This is a genomic window from Planktothrix tepida PCC 9214, from assembly GCF_900009145.1.
Classification (GTDB): Bacteria; Cyanobacteriota; Cyanobacteriia; order Cyanobacteriales; family Microcoleaceae; genus Planktothrix; species Planktothrix tepida.
The window spans coordinates 222,764-240,670 of sequence record NZ_LN889764.1; the positions used below are offsets into that span (position 1 = coordinate 222,764).

The window sequence follows — 17,907 nt, forward strand, 5'->3', positions numbered from 1 at the left end:
AAAGCAAAAGGGAACAGAAAAAAATCTATTCCCTCTTCTTAAAAAAACAGGGAACAGGGAACCGGAAAAAGCTTGATTTCCTCTACCCTATTCCCTCTTCCTTTTTGTTCGGTTGAAACTTATACTCCTTCGGCAACAGGTTCAACGTCTTCTTCGATGGCTTCTGGAATGTCATCGTCAATGGCCGATGGGATTTCATCATCAATAGCCGATGGAATATCTGCTTCATCCAGTTCTGCGGGAACTTCAATCGAGACAGTTCCTTGTTGAGCCGCCAAGAGTTTTTCCCGGAATTTGGCTGCCATTTCTTCAGCTTTCTCATACACAAGCTGAGGATTTTTAACCATTGCTCCCGGTTCGGGTTCCAGTTGTTTTGTCGAAAGGGAAATCCGACCGCGATCTGCATCTAAGTCAATAATCATGACTTTGACTTCATCATTGACATTAAAGACGCTATGAGGCGTGTCAATGTGATCGTGAGAAATTTCTGAGATGTGGAGCAGACCACTCACGCCACCAATGTCAATAAACGCCCCGTAAGGTTTAATTCCTCTAACGGTTCCTGTCACCACTTCACCCACTTCTAAGCGGTTCATCTTCCGCTCAACTAAAGCCCGACGATGGCTTAGAACGAGGCGATTGCGATCCTCATCAACCTCTAGAAATTTTAAGGGTAATTCTTCAGCAACGAGTTCTTCTTTGGGTTTGCGTGTACTAATATGGGAGCCGGGAATAAAGCCCCGCAATCCTTCAATGCGAACTAAAGCGCCGCCTCGATTTGTGGCAAAGACTTGAGAACGGACGGTAGCATCTTCCGCTTGCAGTTGGCGGACGCGCTCCCATGCCCGCATATACTCAATGCGACGAATGGAAAGAGTTAATTGCCCATCTTCGTTTTCATCGGTCAGAATGAAAAACTCGCGGGTTTCATTGGACTGTAATACTTCATCAGGACTTTCCACCCGATTAATTGACATTTCTTGTAGTGGAATGTATGCTGCGGTCTTAGCACCAATATCAATCAGAGCGCCCCTTGGCTCTAGACTAAAAACTGTCCCCGCCACTACGTCACCGGGACTAAAGTGATAGTCGTATTTATCGAGTAAGGCGGCAAAATCTTCGTGGGTGAAGCCCACATCTTTTGGTTTTGTTTTCTGATTGATCATGCGAGTTGTGTCCTAAAGTTGCTCCTATTAAATGGTTGTTTTTGCAGTTAAGAGAGGTTTTTGATCCTGGCTGATCAGCCAATTTCTAGGCGATCAAAACTGCTGACTTGACACCCGAAGCCTCTGGACTATCTGCTAAAAACAGATAAACCGAGTATTACTGCGTCAAGTCTAGTAGCTCCTATAGAATTAAGGTCATCAACTTGAATATACAGCCTAAACCTTTACCCTTGGGTTTCAGGTAAGCTGTGTTGATGCCTAGGGGAACAGTTGACATCCTCCACTGCCTAAAGGCGAATGGATTCTTCACCACGCCACAAGGGTCGCTGAATGGGGTTGACGCTTCATCGATCAATGCCTAAGTGTTTAGGTCTTACGCAATCTCTACGTCCGTTTTGAGTCTCCGAATGCCCTCCGGCGACTTAAGTTTAACCTCGTTCACTAAGTTAAACTTTTTTGTTTAATTTGGTAAATGGAGTTAACTTAAATAGTATAACTGTTCAGAGCATATCTATTATGCCATAACTGATCGATTTTGGGTCATAGCTTGCCCAAAGTTTTATCCGGTTAGGGCTAGAGTTCAAGATTGATTGGGATAAATTAAAAATTATAACTCTGCTGTTGAGATGGAACTCAGGAGGCAGAACACAAAGAAGGGGGGGTTTCAAGCGGTGAACTCTCCCTTGGGGAACTCGGATCTTCCTCGGTTGAAGTGGGTTCATTCCCGTTTTGAGGGTCAGTATCACTCTGAAAGTGATTCAACGCTTCGGCAAAATCTCGAATCCCTTGAAATTGTCGATAAACGGAAGCAAACCGCACATAGGCAACTTCACTTAAAGATTTGAGTCGTTGCAAAACTAATTCTCCAATTTCCTGGGTGGGAAATTCCCGTTGGGAACGTTGTTGCAGTTCCGCTTCAATTTCATCAATAATTGATTCTAAATCTAAAGCAGAAAGTCCTGTTTTTTCACAAGCTCGAACCATTCCCCGCAGTAATTTAGAGCGATCAAAGGATTCCCGTTTCCCATCCCGCTTCATCACCGTAATGGGAACAAATTCAATCCGTTCATAAGTCGTAAACCGATGCTGACACTGGAGACATTCTCGTCGCCGCCGAATGCTTTTACCCGATTCAGCCGAACGCGACTCCAGTACGCGACTATTGGTATACTGGCAAACTGGACACTGCATGATTAACGTCCTTTGAGCATAGAGTTCACCGAACAGAAGTTTTCTGATCAGTGAGTACAAAGCACGGTGGTAACGTTTGAACAGTCCAATACTCAGCCATGAGAACTTAAGGTTTTAGTTAAACAAGTGAACCCCTAGCTCCCAGAAATAAATCCAAGCTTTTCTGGGTTGGCGACGGTACAGAACGTTAAATTACCCCAAATCCTCATCACTTAGTATTGGATCGGAAAAAAATTCTCTTATTGCCAGTTACTTCCCAATCCGAGGGGGTTCCCGGAATGCAATTGCAAAAAAGAGAACTCCTAAGGCCAAGGTCAAAACTAAGATGTAAGCAACACTTTCCATGTTAATGTTTCCTAAACTTATTGTTTTCTAACAGTCTACCATTGAGCGATTAAGGAAGATGGAATCCGTCTAAATAAAGAGAGAGTCGGAAACTTTATGAACAAAGCTCCAACTCTCTAAAAATTAGGTTGACCAAAAGACCGCAAAAGCCTGAACTAGGTGTGTCCTAGACGGTTTTCTTAACGCGAGTCGTTTTGTCACCCACTTTCTGGAACAGACCCCATTCCACTTGTTCTTCGAGATCGGCTTCCACCCCAGCGAACACATCGCGGAAGATCGTCCGAGAACCGTGCCAAATATGGCCAAAGAAGAACAATAATGCAAAGCAAGCGTGGGCGTAGGTGAACCAGCCCCGGGTGCTAGTGCGGAACACCCCGTCAGATCCCAAGGTTTCGCGATCAAACTCGAAAGGTTCCCCTTGTTGGGCTAAACGAGCGTATTTCTTAACGGTTGGGGCATCTTTAAAGGTTTTGCCATCTAATTCACCACCATAGAAACTAACCGTCACTCCAGCTTGTTCAAAGCTGTAGCGAGACTCAGCCCGACGGAAGGGAATATCAGCCCGAACCACACCGTCTTTATCCGTGAGGACTACTGGGAAGGTTTCAAAGAAATTAGGAAGACGGCGAACTAATAATTCCCGTCCTTCAGAATCTTTGAATACCGGATGGCCTAACCAAGCTTTAGCAATGCCATCGCCGTTGTTCATCGGGCCAACCCGGAATAAACCGCCTTTAGCGGGGCTGTTGCCCACATAGTCATAGAAGGCGAGTTTTTCAGGAATTTTTTCCCAAGCTTCAGCGTAGCTATCCCCACGGGCAACACTGGATTGTACCCGGCGTTGAATTTCCTGTTGGAAGTAACCACTATCCCATTGATAGCGGGTTGGGCCAAACAGTTCAATGGGGGTCGCCGCAGAACCGTACCACATCGTTCCAGCAACAACGAAAGCGGAGAAGAACACCGCAGCAATACTGCTGGATAACACCGTTTCAATGTTCCCCATCCGCAGGGCTTTATATAACCGTTGGGGCGGGCGAACAGAAAGGTGGAACAGACCCGCAATAATGCCAACAACACCGGCGGCAATATGGTGAGCGACAATTCCTCCCGCATTGAACGGGTTAAATCCTTCAGGCCCCCAAGCCGGTGCAACGGGTTGCACACTTCCGGTAATGCCATAGGGATCGGACACCCACATTCCAGGGCCAAATAAGCCTGTTAGGTGGAATGCCCCAAAACCAAAGCAAAGCAGACCAGATAAGAACAGGTGAATGCCAAACATTTTAGGCAAATCTAAGGCAGGTTCGCCTGTTCGGGGATCGGTAAAGAGTTCAAGATCCCAAAAAACCCAGTGCCAAACGGCAGCCAGGAAGAGTAAACCAGACAGAATGATATGAGTGGCAGCCACCCCTTCAAAAGACCAAATACCAGGGTTGGTAACGGCTTCTCCGGTGAGACTCCAACCGCCCCAGGATTGAGTTACCCCTAAGCGGGCCATGAAGGGCATGACGAACATCCCTTGACGCCACATCGGGTTGAGGACGGGATCAGAAGGATCATAAATTGCGAGTTCATAAAGGGCCATAGATCCAGCCCAACCTGCCACCAAAGCGGTGTGCATCAGGTGTACAGAGATCAATCGTCCTGGGTCATTCAGGACAACTGTGTGTACACGATACCAGGGTAGTCCCATTGACTACGCTCCTCCTAGTTGATAATGGTCTACTTTTTTATAACTTTGCTATGAATACGCCCGAATTGATCGTCCCTCAATTGAAAAGTCATCAATTTCGGTTAGATCATTAACGGGATCTCCACGAACATGAAGCTTATCTTAAAGAAGTGTATCGATTGTTAGAACCAAATGCAATAGTTTTGATACTCTCACCGACAAGCTTCGCTGTGTCGGGAGATTCTTGGGCTGAACATTGACTCCGCACGACTTCACCGTGAGATTACAGACTATTATTCATTTGACATTCTGTGGAAGCACTTGCCAAGCGTTCTAGGACTTGATCGGCTGTAATTAAGCGAGTCAGAACAACTTGACCAATAGTGCTAGAGGGCTTGTTAATTGGGGTAATATCGGGTTTGACTTCTAACATCAAAACAGCATCTTCAACCCGATACAGCCACATTTTTTCCTGTTGAGTTTGATTCCAAATACAGAGGTTCATTTTTTGAATTTCGGGTGGACGGCGACGTAGGGTTTGATCCCACAGACCTCCTACTCCCCAGACTCGTCCTACTGTCCATCCATCGGTTAAAAAAAAGTATTTCACGACTGCCTTAAACAAACTGACTTTAGATCTGCTGTTTACGATAGCGCGAAAGGTTGACATACTCCCCATTTAAGATAGAAGACAGAACATAGCTAAAGTTCATCTTTGATCAGGGAAATTGACGGGGGCAAAGATCTCTGTAACGATTAAAGTTAACGCTTGACTCCCAGTAAAATCATGAAGACTTCCCCGTCTTTAGTCCGGTTATATCCCTTATCAGCTTTTGCAACTGTACGGCTGTATTATCTAAAGGTTTTGGCTGAACAAGCCCAAAGACAGAGTTTATCTCGGTTAATCCCTCTGTTTTCGATTTTATTATCAACTACAGGCTTAATCTTGACCGATCCTCTCGGTGCGCTCGCTCAAGAATACCCGGGTTGCTTTATGAAAACAAAAACCGGACAGATGCTTTCTTTAAATCAAGTTTGTATTTTTCCACAAACTGATGCAAAAACAGCTATTTCTCCCCTGGCAACACCCGGTATTTATCAAGCTAAAATTATTAGAAGAGATGGAGGAATCCCGGTCATCCAAGTCATCTTTAATAATCTACAACCTTTTGAAATGATGGTTGATACCGGAGCCAGTGGAACAGTCATTACTCCCATGATGGCAGAACTTTTAGGGGCAATTCCAGCCGGTCGAGGTAAAGCAGATACACCCAGTCAAAAAGGTGTGGAATTTGATTTGGGTGCTATTCAGAAATTGGAGGTAGCTGGGGCTGTTAAAAATAATTTCATCGTTGCGATCGCTCCGACTTTAGATGTGGGTTTACTCGGTCAAGATTTTTTTGGAGAATATGATGTTACGATTAAAGCAGATGTTGTTGAATTTCGAGCCAGGCAATAAAAAATCAATAACCAACTTAATGAATAATGGGATCTCAGATTTTAATCAGGCAGATGAACATATCGAATTGAGAGATTGAACTCTCTAATCCTTAAACCAGGATAAAAGGGTGAAATTATGAGCAAAGTAATTTCGATTGATATTAATTCCTTCAGGCTAAGTTTAACCGTTGTTTTAACTGGAATTCTTCTAAGTGTGGTTCCTGTTAAGGCTCAAGAATATCCGGGCTGTTTTATGCGTGAACACTCTGGAAATGTTGAGAATTTAACGCAGTCGGTTTGTGGTTTATTCCCAACCTCAACTCCCTTATCTGCAAATCCAACAACACCCGGAGTTTTTCAAATTCCGATTAAACGCCGACAAGGAGGAATTCCCGTTATTGATGTTAATTTTAATGGTCAAAATACCTTTGAAATGTTATTAGATACGGGAGCAACTGGGGTTGTGATTACACCTGCAATGGCAAATGCTTTAAAGGTGCAACCTTATGGAAATCTACCCATTAATACTGCCAGTGATCAATTGGTCAATCAACAAGTAGGTCGTGTAGATTCTATTAATGTGGGCGGGTTACAAATGAGCAATGTGGAAGTGTCGATTTCTCCGGTATTACAAATAGGATTATTAGGACAGGGCTTTTTTGGAACTTACGATATCACCATTAAACAAGATGTGATTGAATTTCGCTCTCGTGCCTAATATTAATTTTTGAGGAATTGTACCAATTGTTCGAGTTTTGACCACGCCGCACCGCTTTGCAAAATCTCTTGAGCTAAAGAGATCCCTTTTTGATGGCAACCCATTGGCACAGCACCCCCCACTTGTAAAGCTAAAGACGCATTCAGAGCCACTACATCTTGTTGAGCTTGCGTGCCTTTTCCTTGTAATAAATTTCGGAGAATTTCAGCATTTTCTTCCACATCTCCCCCTTTAAGAGCCGTGAGGGAGGCTGAAGTTAACCCCACATCATGAGGATTGAGGGTGGTTTGTTCAACATGACCTTGGGATAAAATCGCTAAGTCAGTTATATCGCCTAACCCCGCTTCATCCAGTCTCTCCCGTCCATGTAACACAATCGCCACTTCTGTTCCTAATTCATTTAAGGCTTGGGCAATAGTGGGGAGCAATTTTGAGTCAAAAACACCCATAACCTGTCCGGTAGGACGCAGAGGGTTCACCAAGGGCCCCAATAAATTAAACACGGTTCGGACTTTTAAGGTTTGGCGTAGGGGAACAACCGCTTTCAGGGCGGGATGCCAACCGGGAGCAAATAAAAATGTAATTCCAACCGCCGATAACGCCTGGGTCACTCTTTCTTCGGGTGCTTTTAAGTTAACCCCCAAAGCTTCTAAAACATCCGCAGACCCGACTTTACTGGATGCAGAACGATTTCCATGCTTCGCTACCGGAACCTGAGCCGTCGCCGCCACAAAGGCAACGGTTGTGGAAATATTAAAGGTTGAAGCACCATCACCTCCGGTTCCACAGGTATCAATGATACGGTAAGAAACAGAGGATTCTGTAGAGACGCGCCATGGCACGTCTCTACTACAGGACTGTAATACCGATGCCATTCCTGCTAATTCTTCTGCGGATACCCCTTTAGCTTGGATAGCTGCCAAAATAGCCCCAGACAGCACAGGAGGAACTGCTTCTTCCAACCATCCCCGCATCAATTGTGAAGCTTGGGTTATCGATAGGGATTGGCGGTCTAACAGTTGTTGTAATAACTCTGGCCAAAGATTGGGATGAATTTCAGGTGCAGCAGGGTTTGTCATGAAGATGGATTTTTCAATAACCAGAATTCAGTTTACAGCATTTTTTCAATCAAACTCTAAAATTCGTGAAATTCCTATTATCCGTAACTAAGGTTCAACAATCACAGGGGTTCCGATTTTTACCATCTCAAATAAAGCCAAAACATCTTGATTAAACATCCGAATACAACCATGAGATGCGGCTTGTCCAACAGTTTCAGTATTCGGGGTTCCATGAAATCCAATATAGTTTTTTCCATCTGTCCAAAACCCAATCCAACGCTGGCCCAAAGGATTATCTGGCCCTGGAGGAATAATTTCTCCGGTGAGGGGATGTTCCCAAGTCGGACTGGTAATCATTTGAATCACTTGATATTGACCGACTGGGGTTTCCCAACCTTCTCGACCGACGGCGATGGGATAGCTGGTTTGTAACTTTTGATTTCGATAGACATAAACACGACGTTGATTTAATTTAATCACCAGTTGCAAATTAGCTTCAATGGAATCAGAACTGGGTTGTTTGGATGGGGGGAATAAGGTAGAAGTTGCAAATTTAGGGGTTCTGGGGGTTAAAAGTTTAACCGGGGATGGTGCTAGAGGGATGGGGTTTTGAGGGTGAACGGATACCGCTAATACCCGCTTGGGAACTTGCTCTAAAAGTACCGTTGTTCCCAGAATAACTGCTATGAAATGTTTCAGAAAACCTTTTCTTCTAACCATTGTACTATTTGTCTTGACCCCAAAAGTTGGTTTAAGGCTATGCTCAGTTGAACGCTCAGTAACCCTGATTGTTTCCCGTATTTTTCTCACTGTCCTTCCCAAAGTTTAATATTCATAAAATTAGGAAGGGATTTGAATATTGTCCTTTAAAATAAAGAGAAAATTAGTGTATTGATCCTATCACGTTACGATTATGACTAAAAATCAAACCATTGGCCCTCTAAGTGTCGGTAATGTCGTCAGTGCCGGGTTACGGATTTATCGAGATCATTTTAACGCTTATTTTAATATTGCCCTGCAAGCCTATTTGTGGTCAATTATTCCGATTTATGGGTGGGCCAAACTTTTAGCCCTTTCTGCATTAATTGGCCGTTTAGCTTATCACGAAACCTTAGAACAACCCGAAGTAATTTCCGAAGCTCGCCCCCTCGTCGAGCGAAAAATGTGGAGTTTTCTAGGACAAGGACTTCTAGTTGGCTTAATTTTAATGGGTGGAATTTTGGGATTAATTTTAGTCGGGGCAATTTCTGTGAGTATCTTATGGGCTATTTTAGGAAAAAATAACCTGATGATATACTTAGTCGGTTTGGTCGTTTTTATTGCTGTTTTCTTTGCCTATATTTGGCTGGCTTCTCGAATCTTTATTGCCGCTTTACCCTTAGCCATTGAAGATAATATGACCGCAACAGCAGCAATTAGTCGCAGTTGGAAATTAACCAAAGGATCAGTATTACGGATTCAAGGGGTTCTGTTTCTGGGATTTTTGATTGTCCTCCCTTTTGTCATTTTATTTCTATTGATTATGGGCTTTTTGCAATTGGCTTTAGCCAGTATATTTGGCTCTGACTCCTCCAGTTATCCTCTAATTGTGAATCTACTTTCTATAGCGATGAATATCATAATCGGGGCTTTAACTCTTCCTTTTTGGCAATCAATTGCAGGGGTAATTTATTATGATCTTTTAGCAAGACGGGAAGCAAGTAGGGTTAAACATTAAGTCGATTTAAAGATAGAAAATCAGACACTTCAAGTTTTCCGATTTGCGATCAGAAATTAAAAGGGGCAATATTGTTGAGCTTGGCTTTTATTGCACATTACTATTAATATTTTAACTGCCTTGGGTACTATAACCCGACTCTTGCAAGCAATCTATATGCTGTGGTAAACCCAAAAAACCTTCATCAGAGTCATCAATGACTCAGGTGGGTAATTTTGTCATAATCACAATCATTTCCCCATAGGTAATTTCCTGAAAGGCTGTTAAACTGAAGTTATAAAGATAACCGTTACCTATCCACTCGTCTTCACTTTCCGGGGTTGGAGATGGGGAATTTGAGTTGGAGTGCCTTTTTCATGAAAGCTAATTCAGGCTGAATTAGCTCAAAACCTGGGAATATTAGACTAAGACACTATTAATAGAAAATGTTAGCTAAATCTCAAGCCACTGGAACAATTCCGTTGGACGCGCAGCAAATTTTCGGTTTAATTGACAGTATCTTACCGTTAGAAGTTTGCTTGCATTACCAAATTCTACCCCTCTGTCTCAAAGATAATCATTTATATTTGGGCGTTGTTGATTCAGAAGATGAATCAGCTTTAGAATACGTTCAAAAGATTGTATCTTATATGAATTGCTCAATTGTAACTCAGATTATTTCCTCCTCGGAGGAAAGATCTTTGTTGTCTTCGTATTTATATTATACACAACAGGCTCAAAAAGCTGAACCAATTTCAACAAGTGTTGAAAAAACGTTATCTTCTGAACCTAAAATTTCCTCTGAAACTTTTATACAAAATTCAGCAGTTCATTCTTCTGTTAAGTCTAAAAATATTACCCCATCAGAACCTCTGGAATCTTTACCGTCATTGGTTGCTAATTTTTCTTCTGAGGTCGAAAAGTTTTCCCTGGAACCGATAGAATTAGCATCTCCAGGTTCCTTAAATTTACCCTCAGTTTTAGAGATTAAAACAACTGATTTAGAAAACCCGATGGAGGATTTAGCAACATTATCCCCCCATGATTTGTTACAAGAATTGTTAGGAAGAGTATTAAAGGGGGGGATTGGGCGACTTTATTTTGAACGCCAAGAAGCCAATTCATCTCGAATATTATGGAGTCAGGATGGCGTTTTACAATCCGTTGTTGCGGGGTTAGAAGATCAACAATTTCAGGGGGTAATTAATGAGTTGAAATTATTAGTCGAATTTCCTTTAATTCCCGTTGATACGCCTCAACAAGTTGAGATTGAACGAGTTTATCAAAATACCCATCTATTATTGCGGTTAAGAGTTACTCCCGGAAGCTTAGGAGAAGAAGCTAACTTACAGGTTTTACGAGGGGCTGCTTTAAAGTTTTATCAAAAACAACAGTTATCTAAATTGAGTTTAGATGCTTTACGGCTAACGCAGCAACTTCAAAATAAACTCAGTGAACTTAGCACTCGACTTGCTGTAACGCCTTTATCCTCAGAAAATTTACGGTTATTAAATCAACTTTTGAAAACAATGGTTCAACAATCAGAAGCGTTAATTCAAAAAGGTCAAGATTCGGATACCACTTCTTAGAAGGTTAAGGGTTGACGGTTAACAACCAACAGTCAACCGTCAGCTATCTGAAGATTAATCAAAAATTAAACCCAGTAGTCCTTTCGTGTAAATATAACTGAAACCAATTTGAATCCCAAAATCTGTTTCATCTCGAATATATCCCACACTGGCACGTCCTGTAATTAAAAAACTGTAAGAAATGGGAATATCAATTCCGGCTATGGCTGAGGGGCCAATGCTAAAGTCATTATTAAAGATATCTTTGTAGATAATTCCTGCTCCTACAAAGGGTGAAAAACGAACCGCGTTTGTTTCACTTCTGACCGGAAAATCAGCCGTCAGATGAACTAAACTGGCGCTATCGCTTCCGATAATAATTCCACCCGAATGTAGGGAAAAGTTTTCAGAAAATCCGGTTTTGGAAAGGCTCATTAAACCTCCTCCTCCTAAACCTGAACCATCTCCTGTAATTCCAATATTTCCCCCCAGTCCCACATAATTATAGTTATTACTTAAACGACGACCATTTGCATCAGCGGCTTTCCGGGGATCTTCGGGTTTCTCTTCTCTTGCTTCAGGTTGTTGAGTAACGGGTAAGGATTGATCTGAATTTTGAGCAATATTCCACTCAACTCGATCCATCCAATTGTCACTTAAATCGGTGGCTTGTGTGGAGGGAAATGTAGTTTTAGCTTCTGATAAAGTTTGCGGTTGCTGTTGAATAACTTCCTCGGAGTTATTATTAAGTTCTGTACTTTCAACTGCTAACAGTTCGGGATTTGAATCTGTTGTTTCTGAGAGCGTTTTAGACGCAATTTCTACTGAAGATCCAACAATATTTTGTAAGGAGGATGGAGAGGAAAGTTCTTGAGCTAAAAGTTCACCCCCATTTAGGGTGAGTGCTATCGCAGTTCCTATAAAAGCCGTTGTATGGAGATTGGGCATCGGTAATTGCACTCCTCAACCAATAATTATTTCAGGAAATTTAACATTATTATTATATATAGTTTTCAGAGATTATTCCAGATGAGAAACTATCACAAGCTGCTTAAAAATCTATCTTTAGACAGATGCAAAAAATAAAAACGGTTATTGTGATTACCAATAAAATAGTATTAGTTTTAAATTTTGAAAATTAAAGACTTTCTCTTTAAAAGCAAATGAATCGATTATAGGGTAACAACAGCCTCAACATTCAACCCGGATGGTCAACCTGAGCATCTGATCATCCGGGTCAAGGAATTAACCGACAACAGCCAGTTCTTTCGGCCAACGGCCTACCGCTTTACCAATCACAGACAGTTCTTGCATTAAGTGGTCAAACCGATCTGGGGTTAGAGATTGAGGGCCATCGGACAAGGCTTTTGCTGGGTTGGGATGGACTTCAATCATTAAAGAATCGGTTCCGGCGGCAATGGAAGCCATCGCCATAGAGGGAACGTATTCTGCGACACCAATCCCATGACTGGGATCGATCATAATTGGTAAGTGAGTCAGCGATCGCAATACGGGAATCACGGATAAATCCAGAGTATTCCGGGTATATTGACGGTCAAAACCCCGAACGCCCCGTTCGCATAAAATCACGTTTTGGTTTCCGCCTGCGAGAATATATTCTGCGGCCATTAACCATTCTTCAATGGTGGCAGACATTCCCCGTTTTAGCAGAACAGGTTTATCTTGAGCTCCCACTTTTTTCAACAAAGAGAAGTTCTGCATATTGCGAGCGCCAATTTGAATAATATCGGCGACTTCTCCTAATTTTTCCAAATCTTCAGCATCCATTAACTCCGTAATAATACCGAGTCCGGTGGCTTCCCGTGCCGCTGCTAATAACCCTAGGGCGCTTTCCCCGTGTCCTTGAAACGCATAAGGAGAGGTACGAGGCTTAAAGGCTCCACCCCGCAGGAATTTAGCACCAGCGGCTTTCACTCGTTTAGCGGTTTCAATAATCATCTCTTCGTTTTCCACTGAGCAAGGCCCAGCAACGACCACGAGGGGATGGTGTTCGCTAAAGGTAACATCTCCAGCCGGAGTTGGAACGGTAACTTCGCTGGCTTCTCCTTGACGATAGGTGCGACTGACCCGTTTATAGGGTTTTTCGACCCGTAAGACATCCTCAATGAAAGGACTCATTTCCCGCAGTTGCAAGGGGTCAAGGTCTGCCGTTTCACCGACTAACCCAATCACCACTTTGTGTTTACCAACAATTTTTTCCGGTGATAATCCCCAACTGGTGTTGAGATCTGCATTTAAACGTTCAATTTCGGCTTCCGGTGTGCCGACTTTCATTACTATAATCATTTATCCTGGAATGATCGGTTGATCAAACTTAAAAAACTGGAATTGTTTCAGAAAATACAGGGACGTTAAACTAAATTTAGCGTATTACAATTCAACTTTGGACGTAAAGTTTTGAATTCTTAATTTTTCTGATTTTTTTGCCGTGCAGCTTTCCATCCGTCCTGCATTCGCCCTAAATTCAGTTTAAATTCTTGCCAGCCTAAAACACTTCCTGAGATGTCTTCATCCCAGGATGCTGACAGAACGCCATAGCTTAAACCCACGACACTTAACCCAAAAAAACCCATACTAATCATCACAACAATGCTATGGGGAAAGAGAAACAAGTCTTGGGTAATTACAAAATAACTCCCAATGAATGTTCCTAAGCCCATCAGCAAAGGTAGTCCCGCTAAAACGACCATTCGAGAGAGCATCCGTTGACTGACTTGCTCTGGAATTGCCGTTTCTTCACGGGTATAACGACGCTTAGTGTCTTTCGTTTTTTGGGGTTGAGGTTGGGAAGAGGAAGCAGTCGCCTTGACCTTTTGATCAGGTTTTGTCGATTTAGGATCTGAAGCCGCCTTAACAGGAGGTTTTGATGTCGCTTTATTATTTTTTTTGCGATTTTTCCTCGGTTCAAAGGCGGGACGTGCGGGAGGACGTTCAGAGGACATAGGTTTAAAAGATGGGTCTGGAAATGCAGGAGGAAAGCTAAGGTCACAGATTAAGGCTTCGGTTGTTACGCCAGTCGCAGAATTCTAACCCCGAATACCCAGACGTGCAATTAAGGCTTTATAGCGTTCTCTATCTTGACCTTGTAAGAAGCTTAACAGACGTTTGCGACGGCCAATCATGAGTAAAAGTCCACGCCGAGAGGAGTGATCTTTTTTATTGATTTTTAAGTGTTCGCTGAGTTTATTAATTCGTTCTGTCAGCATTGCCACTTGCACTTCACAGGAACCGGTATCGGTTTCATGGGTTTGGTGCTCGGACATGATTTCTTGTTTACGCTGCTGTGTGAGAGCCATAGTTGTTGAATCTCAAGTTAATCCGTAATTTGCCACAATCATTTAGAATACCATACTTTTGATCAGTTTTGATGACGGTTGACGGTTAACACGGTTGACGGTTGACGGTTGGCTGTGTAGAGACGTGCCATGGCACGTCTCTACTGACGGTTGGTGGTTTACTGTCCTTCTATTCCCTATTGCCTATAATTAAATAAACCTAGCTCAGGGGTAGAGAGCGTGCCGATTCATGATTTAGTTAGTAAACGCAATCTGCGTCTGTTAACGTTTGGGGCGATTTTTGCTGGGGGTGTCGCTTGTCCCCTGATTCCCGCTTTGCAAGGAATTGGCTTCCTACAAGCCGTTAGCAGCATTAGTTCAGGGGTTGCTGGAAATATATTTGCAGGTGATCTCGGAGCTATTGTCAGCAGTCTGGGACAACAGGATATTCTCTCTAACAACGATCTCACCAAAGCCGTCGGATTAGCTGTTGGGTTATTATTAGAATCCATCGCTACCTCAGAACAATATCGCAGTTCCCGGAAAGATTTAAAAAAATTAGCGAAAGCTGCGCCGAAAAAGTGGCTGGAATTGGCAGAAGCCAACCGCAACGGCGAAATTAATATTATTGATCCGATCCAAGAGGAAGAATTAGTTAATCTTTTTTCTCAAACAAATACTGACTTTTTTAACCAACAACCTTTAACTCCCGCAGACTGGAAAAGTCTATTAAAAGATTGGTTATGCCCTGAAGTGGGAATCACCTTACCAGAAGAGGTAATTACCGGAGTTGCCCAAATTTTAGCCGAGAAATTCCCAAAAGCTCTACGCGAAGTGTTAAAACAAGATGCTGAACAGGGGGGGAAAGCCTTTGCGGGGTTAATGTTATCCCTATTGGGGCAAATTTTAGCCACCTTGCGAGATCATCCCCAACAAACGGCTAATTTAGAACCGATTCAAGCAGGTTTAGCAGAGATTGAAAGGTTACAAAACGATCATACAGAACAGTTTAAACAGTTGGGAACTGAGATGGAATCGGGGTTTGATGCCGTCTTACAACAGTTGGGCATCACTCAGGCACAAATTCAAGAATTGCGGGGTTGGTTATCAGAGGAATTACAAATTTTACAAGAAATGCTCATCGCCATAGCACAAGTTAGTCAACAGAATCAAGAGTTAAAACAAATAGCAGAACAGGGCTTTGAGACTATTATCGGCTTCTTGGAGCAAGGCCAATCGAAAATTCAACCCATTTCCTTTAGTCTAAATACCACACCCCCGGCTGTGAACTATTGGCAAGGGCGAGAACAAGATTTAGCCATTGTTAACGGTTGGTTAGACGATGAAAATAATAAACTGGGTGTGATTGTGGCGATCGCAGGGATGGGAAAATCAACCCTGGCGGCAAAAGTCTTTAACGATAGAACCGATTTTGTTGATAAATTGTGGCTAGATTTAAGCCAACGTCCCCTATTCTCGATTGTCGCCCAGGGAATTTTAACCCAGTTTGGAAAACTGTCTCCAGACCAGTTAAAAGAAATTGAAGAAACTCGTTTAATCGAGGTTTTAATCCACTGTCTGCAACAACAACGGTTTTTACTGGTATTAGATAATCTGGAATCCGTGCTCCAAGATGAAGGCTATCAGAATTTCTTGCAACACTGGCTAGGGAAATGTCATCAGACAGAAATTCTGGTGACGACCCAAGTTGTGCCGAATTTGGTACAGGATAAACCCACAGAATTAGCCCTAGAGGGACTTTCAGCAACGGAAGGAAGACAATTACTTCAAAATTTAGACATTGGAGGGACAGAGGCGGAATTAGGGGCTTTTGTGGCTGGGGTGAATGGCCATCCTCTGACCTTGCGACTGGTGGCGGGGTTACTGAATGGGGAAATCGGCGAAGGGGCGACTATTGGGGATTTAGCTTCATTAGGAATAGCCGATGTCGGGGAGTTGATGGGGCGGTTACAGGGATTCCACCGTCAGGAGGCGGTGCAGTTGGTAGCCGTGTTGGATGCCAGTTTTAACCATTTATCGGAGAAGTTACAACGGGTGTTGTTGTCCTTGGTGGTGTTGCGTGGGGGGTTTGATGGGGTGACGGCGACGGCTATTTCTGGGGAAACGGTGACGGATAAGGAATTGCGGGAGTTAGGGAAACGGGGATTTTTGGCGTCGGAAACCAAGGGAGTTTATACGTTTTTGCCCTTGATTTTGGAGTATCTCAAGTATCGGGTGGGGGATTTAAGGGGAGCGCATTTGAAGGCAATTCAATTTTATCTGAGTCGGTTTAAATCCCGTGACCAGTGGCAGACGGTGGAGGATGTGCGGGAATATTTGGAGGTGTTTTATCATTGGTGCGAGTTGGGGGAATATAAAGCAGCGTTTGATGTGATTCAGGATGGGGATAATGTTAATAACTTCCTCAACTTACGCGGTAACAACCAACTCCTGGCTGAACTCTATCAGGAATTGGTCGAACATCTCACCGATAAGCAAGACTGGCTATATACTGCCTCTTTAACTTCGTTAGGCAATATTTACAATTCCCTAGGACGCTACAAAGAAGCGATATCCTATTGTCAGCAATCTCTGGAAATTTACCGAGAGATTGGGGATAGAGGGGGGGAAGCTAGTTCTTTATGCAATTTAGGCATTGCTTACAATTGCTTAGGACGTTACGAAGATGCTATATCCTATCACCAGCAATCTCTGGAAATTCGACGAGAGATTGGGAATAGAAGAGGGGAAGCTGATTCTTTATACAATTTAGGTAATGATTACAATTCCCTAGGACGCTACGAAGAAGCGATATCCTGTTACCAGCNGATAGAGACGGGATAGCTGGTTCTTTATGCAATTTAGGCAATGTTTACAATTTCCTAGGACGTTACGAAGAAGCGATATCCTATTACCAGCAATCTCTGGATATTCAACCAGAGATTAGGAATAGACTGTGGGAAGCTAATTCTTTAAACAATTTAGGCAATGCTTACAATTGCTTAGGACGTTACGAAGATGCTATATCCTATCACCAGCAATCTCTGGAAATTGACCGAGAGATTGGGAATAGNCAGCGCTTACAATTACCTAGGATGCTACGAAGAAGCGATATCCTGTTACCAGCAATCTCTGGAAATTCGACGAGAGATTGGTAATAGAGGAGGGGAAGCTGATTCTTTATACAATTTAGGTAATGATTACAATTCCCTAGGACGCTACGAAGAAGCGATATCCTGTTACCAGCAATCTCTGGAAATTTACCGAGAGATTGAGGATAGACAGGCGATAGCTATTTCTTTATTCTATTTAGGTAATGCTTACAATTCCCTAGGACGCTACGAAGATGCTATATCCTATCTCCAGCAATCTCTGGAAATTCAACGAGAGATAGGGGATAGACGGGAGGTAGCTGATTCTCTACTCGTTTTAGGTAATTTATATCACAAAACAGGCAGAATCAAAGAAGGATTTGCTGCTTCTCAGCAAGCACAATTAATTTACCAAGAATTAGATTTATCTCTTGATGCTAACCCTTCTTATCCTAATTGGATGAAAAAAATTGCTAAATTCGCCCAACGCAACAAATTTAATCTGATTTTGTGTTTTATTATTGGTGTTTTTGCCTTCCCCTTTGCCCTCATTTGGATTATTTTGCTTATGCTCTACGGTATTATTCGCAGTCGATTCCCCCATCGTTAATCTAAAATGGGTATATAGTTTTGTGCCTCTATTACCTTACCCCATTGAA

Annotated in this window: 18 protein-coding genes; 7 read left to right on the top strand and 11 right to left on the bottom strand. The window is 42.8% G+C overall.

The genetic code is table 11. The features are described from left to right. Positions 1-119: 119 nt before the first annotated feature. The 5 genes from PL9214_RS02230 to PL9214_RS02250 form a co-directional block, all read right to left on the bottom strand. Positions 120-1,166: a 30S ribosomal protein S1 gene (locus PL9214_RS02230; protein WP_072717213.1), complete on the bottom strand. Its 1,047-nt coding sequence runs from the start codon at positions 1,164-1,166 to the stop codon at positions 120-122. Positions 1,167-1,799: 633 nt separating this feature from the next. Next, positions 1,800-2,357: a transcriptional regulator NrdR gene (nrdR, locus tag PL9214_RS02235; RefSeq protein WP_072717214.1), complete on the bottom strand. Its 558-nt coding sequence runs from the start codon at positions 2,355-2,357 to the stop codon at positions 1,800-1,802. Between the two features lie 249 nt (positions 2,358-2,606). Further along, positions 2,607-2,702: a photosystem II reaction center protein T gene (locus tag PL9214_RS02240; RefSeq protein WP_006619121.1), complete on the bottom strand. Its 96-nt coding sequence runs from the start codon at positions 2,700-2,702 to the stop codon at positions 2,607-2,609. 166 nt (positions 2,703-2,868) lie between these two features. Further along, on the bottom strand, positions 2,869-4,398 hold the full coding sequence (psbB, locus tag PL9214_RS02245; RefSeq protein ID WP_072717215.1) for a photosystem II chlorophyll-binding protein CP47: 1,530 nt from the start codon (positions 4,396-4,398) through the stop codon (positions 2,869-2,871). 262 nt (positions 4,399-4,660) lie between these two features. Further along, positions 4,661-4,987, bottom strand: coding sequence for a hypothetical protein (locus PL9214_RS02250; protein WP_072717304.1), 327 nt, complete (start codon positions 4,985-4,987; stop codon positions 4,661-4,663). A gap of 177 nt (positions 4,988-5,164) precedes the next feature. On the opposite strand from PL9214_RS02250, the gene PL9214_RS02255 reads away from it, so the two are divergent. Both PL9214_RS02255 and PL9214_RS02260 read left to right on the top strand, forming a co-directional pair. Beyond that, positions 5,165-5,836, top strand: a complete 672-nt coding sequence (locus PL9214_RS02255; protein WP_083579853.1) for a retropepsin-like aspartic protease family protein — start codon at positions 5,165-5,167, stop codon at positions 5,834-5,836. 117 nt (positions 5,837-5,953) lie between these two features. After that, on the top strand, positions 5,954-6,535 hold the full coding sequence (locus PL9214_RS02260) for a retropepsin-like aspartic protease family protein (RefSeq protein ID WP_072717216.1): 582 nt from the start codon (positions 5,954-5,956) through the stop codon (positions 6,533-6,535). Positions 6,536-6,537: 2 nt separating this feature from the next. Here the strand turns inward: PL9214_RS02260 and trpD are convergent, their stop codons facing one another. Together trpD and PL9214_RS30400 are read right to left on the bottom strand one after the other, a co-directional pair. Continuing rightward, positions 6,538-7,614 carry an anthranilate phosphoribosyltransferase gene (gene trpD / locus PL9214_RS02265; RefSeq protein ID WP_072717217.1) on the bottom strand — a complete coding sequence of 359 codons (1,077 nt, stop codon included), beginning with the start codon at positions 7,612-7,614 and terminating at the stop codon, positions 6,538-6,540. An 87-nt stretch (positions 7,615-7,701) separates the two neighbouring features. After that, complete coding sequence (locus PL9214_RS30400) at positions 7,702-8,316, bottom strand: L,D-transpeptidase (protein ID WP_083579854.1); 615 nt, start codon at positions 8,314-8,316, stop codon at positions 7,702-7,704. A 193-nt stretch (positions 8,317-8,509) separates the two neighbouring features. Between PL9214_RS30400 and PL9214_RS02275 the strand changes: the two genes are divergently transcribed. Further along, on the top strand, positions 8,510-9,313 hold the full coding sequence (locus tag PL9214_RS02275; RefSeq protein ID WP_072717218.1) for a glycerophosphoryl diester phosphodiesterase membrane domain-containing protein: 804 nt from the start codon (positions 8,510-8,512) through the stop codon (positions 9,311-9,313). Positions 9,314-9,738: 425 nt separating this feature from the next. After that, positions 9,739-10,881: a GspE/PulE/PilB domain-containing protein gene (locus PL9214_RS02280; RefSeq protein ID WP_072717219.1), complete on the top strand. Its 1,143-nt coding sequence runs from the start codon at positions 9,739-9,741 to the stop codon at positions 10,879-10,881. Between the two features lie 54 nt (positions 10,882-10,935). Here PL9214_RS02280 and PL9214_RS30405 read toward each other — a convergent pair whose 3' ends face one another. The 4 genes from PL9214_RS30405 to rpsO all read right to left on the bottom strand — a co-directional run bounded on the left by PL9214_RS30405 (position 10,936) and on the right by rpsO (position 14,177). Further along, positions 10,936-11,808: a hypothetical protein gene (locus tag PL9214_RS30405; RefSeq protein WP_072717220.1), complete on the bottom strand. Its 873-nt coding sequence runs from the start codon at positions 11,806-11,808 to the stop codon at positions 10,936-10,938. A gap of 297 nt (positions 11,809-12,105) precedes the next feature. Beyond that, positions 12,106-13,167, bottom strand: coding sequence for a 3-deoxy-7-phosphoheptulonate synthase (gene aroF, locus PL9214_RS02290; RefSeq protein WP_072717221.1), 1,062 nt, complete (start codon positions 13,165-13,167; stop codon positions 12,106-12,108). A gap of 119 nt (positions 13,168-13,286) precedes the next feature. Then, positions 13,287-13,823: a PAM68 family protein gene (locus PL9214_RS02295; protein ID WP_072717222.1), complete on the bottom strand. Its 537-nt coding sequence runs from the start codon at positions 13,821-13,823 to the stop codon at positions 13,287-13,289. A gap of 84 nt (positions 13,824-13,907) precedes the next feature. Continuing rightward, positions 13,908-14,177 (bottom strand): 30S ribosomal protein S15, encoded by a 270-nt coding sequence (rpsO, locus tag PL9214_RS02300; RefSeq protein ID WP_072717223.1) that lies wholly within the window; start codon positions 14,175-14,177, stop codon positions 13,908-13,910. 1,113 nt (positions 14,178-15,290) lie between these two features. On the opposite strand from rpsO, the gene PL9214_RS31945 reads away from it, so the two are divergent. Genes PL9214_RS31945 through PL9214_RS32140 form a run of 3 tightly spaced genes read left to right on the top strand, consistent with a single transcriptional unit; the run spans position 15,291 to position 17,858 of the window. Then, a complete protein-coding gene (locus tag PL9214_RS31945; RefSeq protein WP_439331521.1) occupies positions 15,291-17,000 on the top strand; it encodes a tetratricopeptide repeat protein in 1,710 nt (569 codons plus the stop codon). After that, entirely contained in the window at positions 16,997-17,314 is a 318-nt protein-coding gene (locus PL9214_RS32135) for a tetratricopeptide repeat protein (protein WP_245824152.1), read from the top strand. Before PL9214_RS31945 ends, PL9214_RS32135 begins: the two co-directional genes overlap by 4 nt. Then, positions 17,220-17,858 carry a tetratricopeptide repeat protein gene (locus PL9214_RS32140; protein WP_186440279.1) on the top strand — a complete coding sequence of 213 codons (639 nt, stop codon included), beginning with the start codon at positions 17,220-17,222 and terminating at the stop codon, positions 17,856-17,858. The genes PL9214_RS32135 and PL9214_RS32140 overlap by 95 nt, the downstream gene beginning before the upstream one ends. The last annotated feature ends 49 nt before the right edge of the window (positions 17,859-17,907 follow it).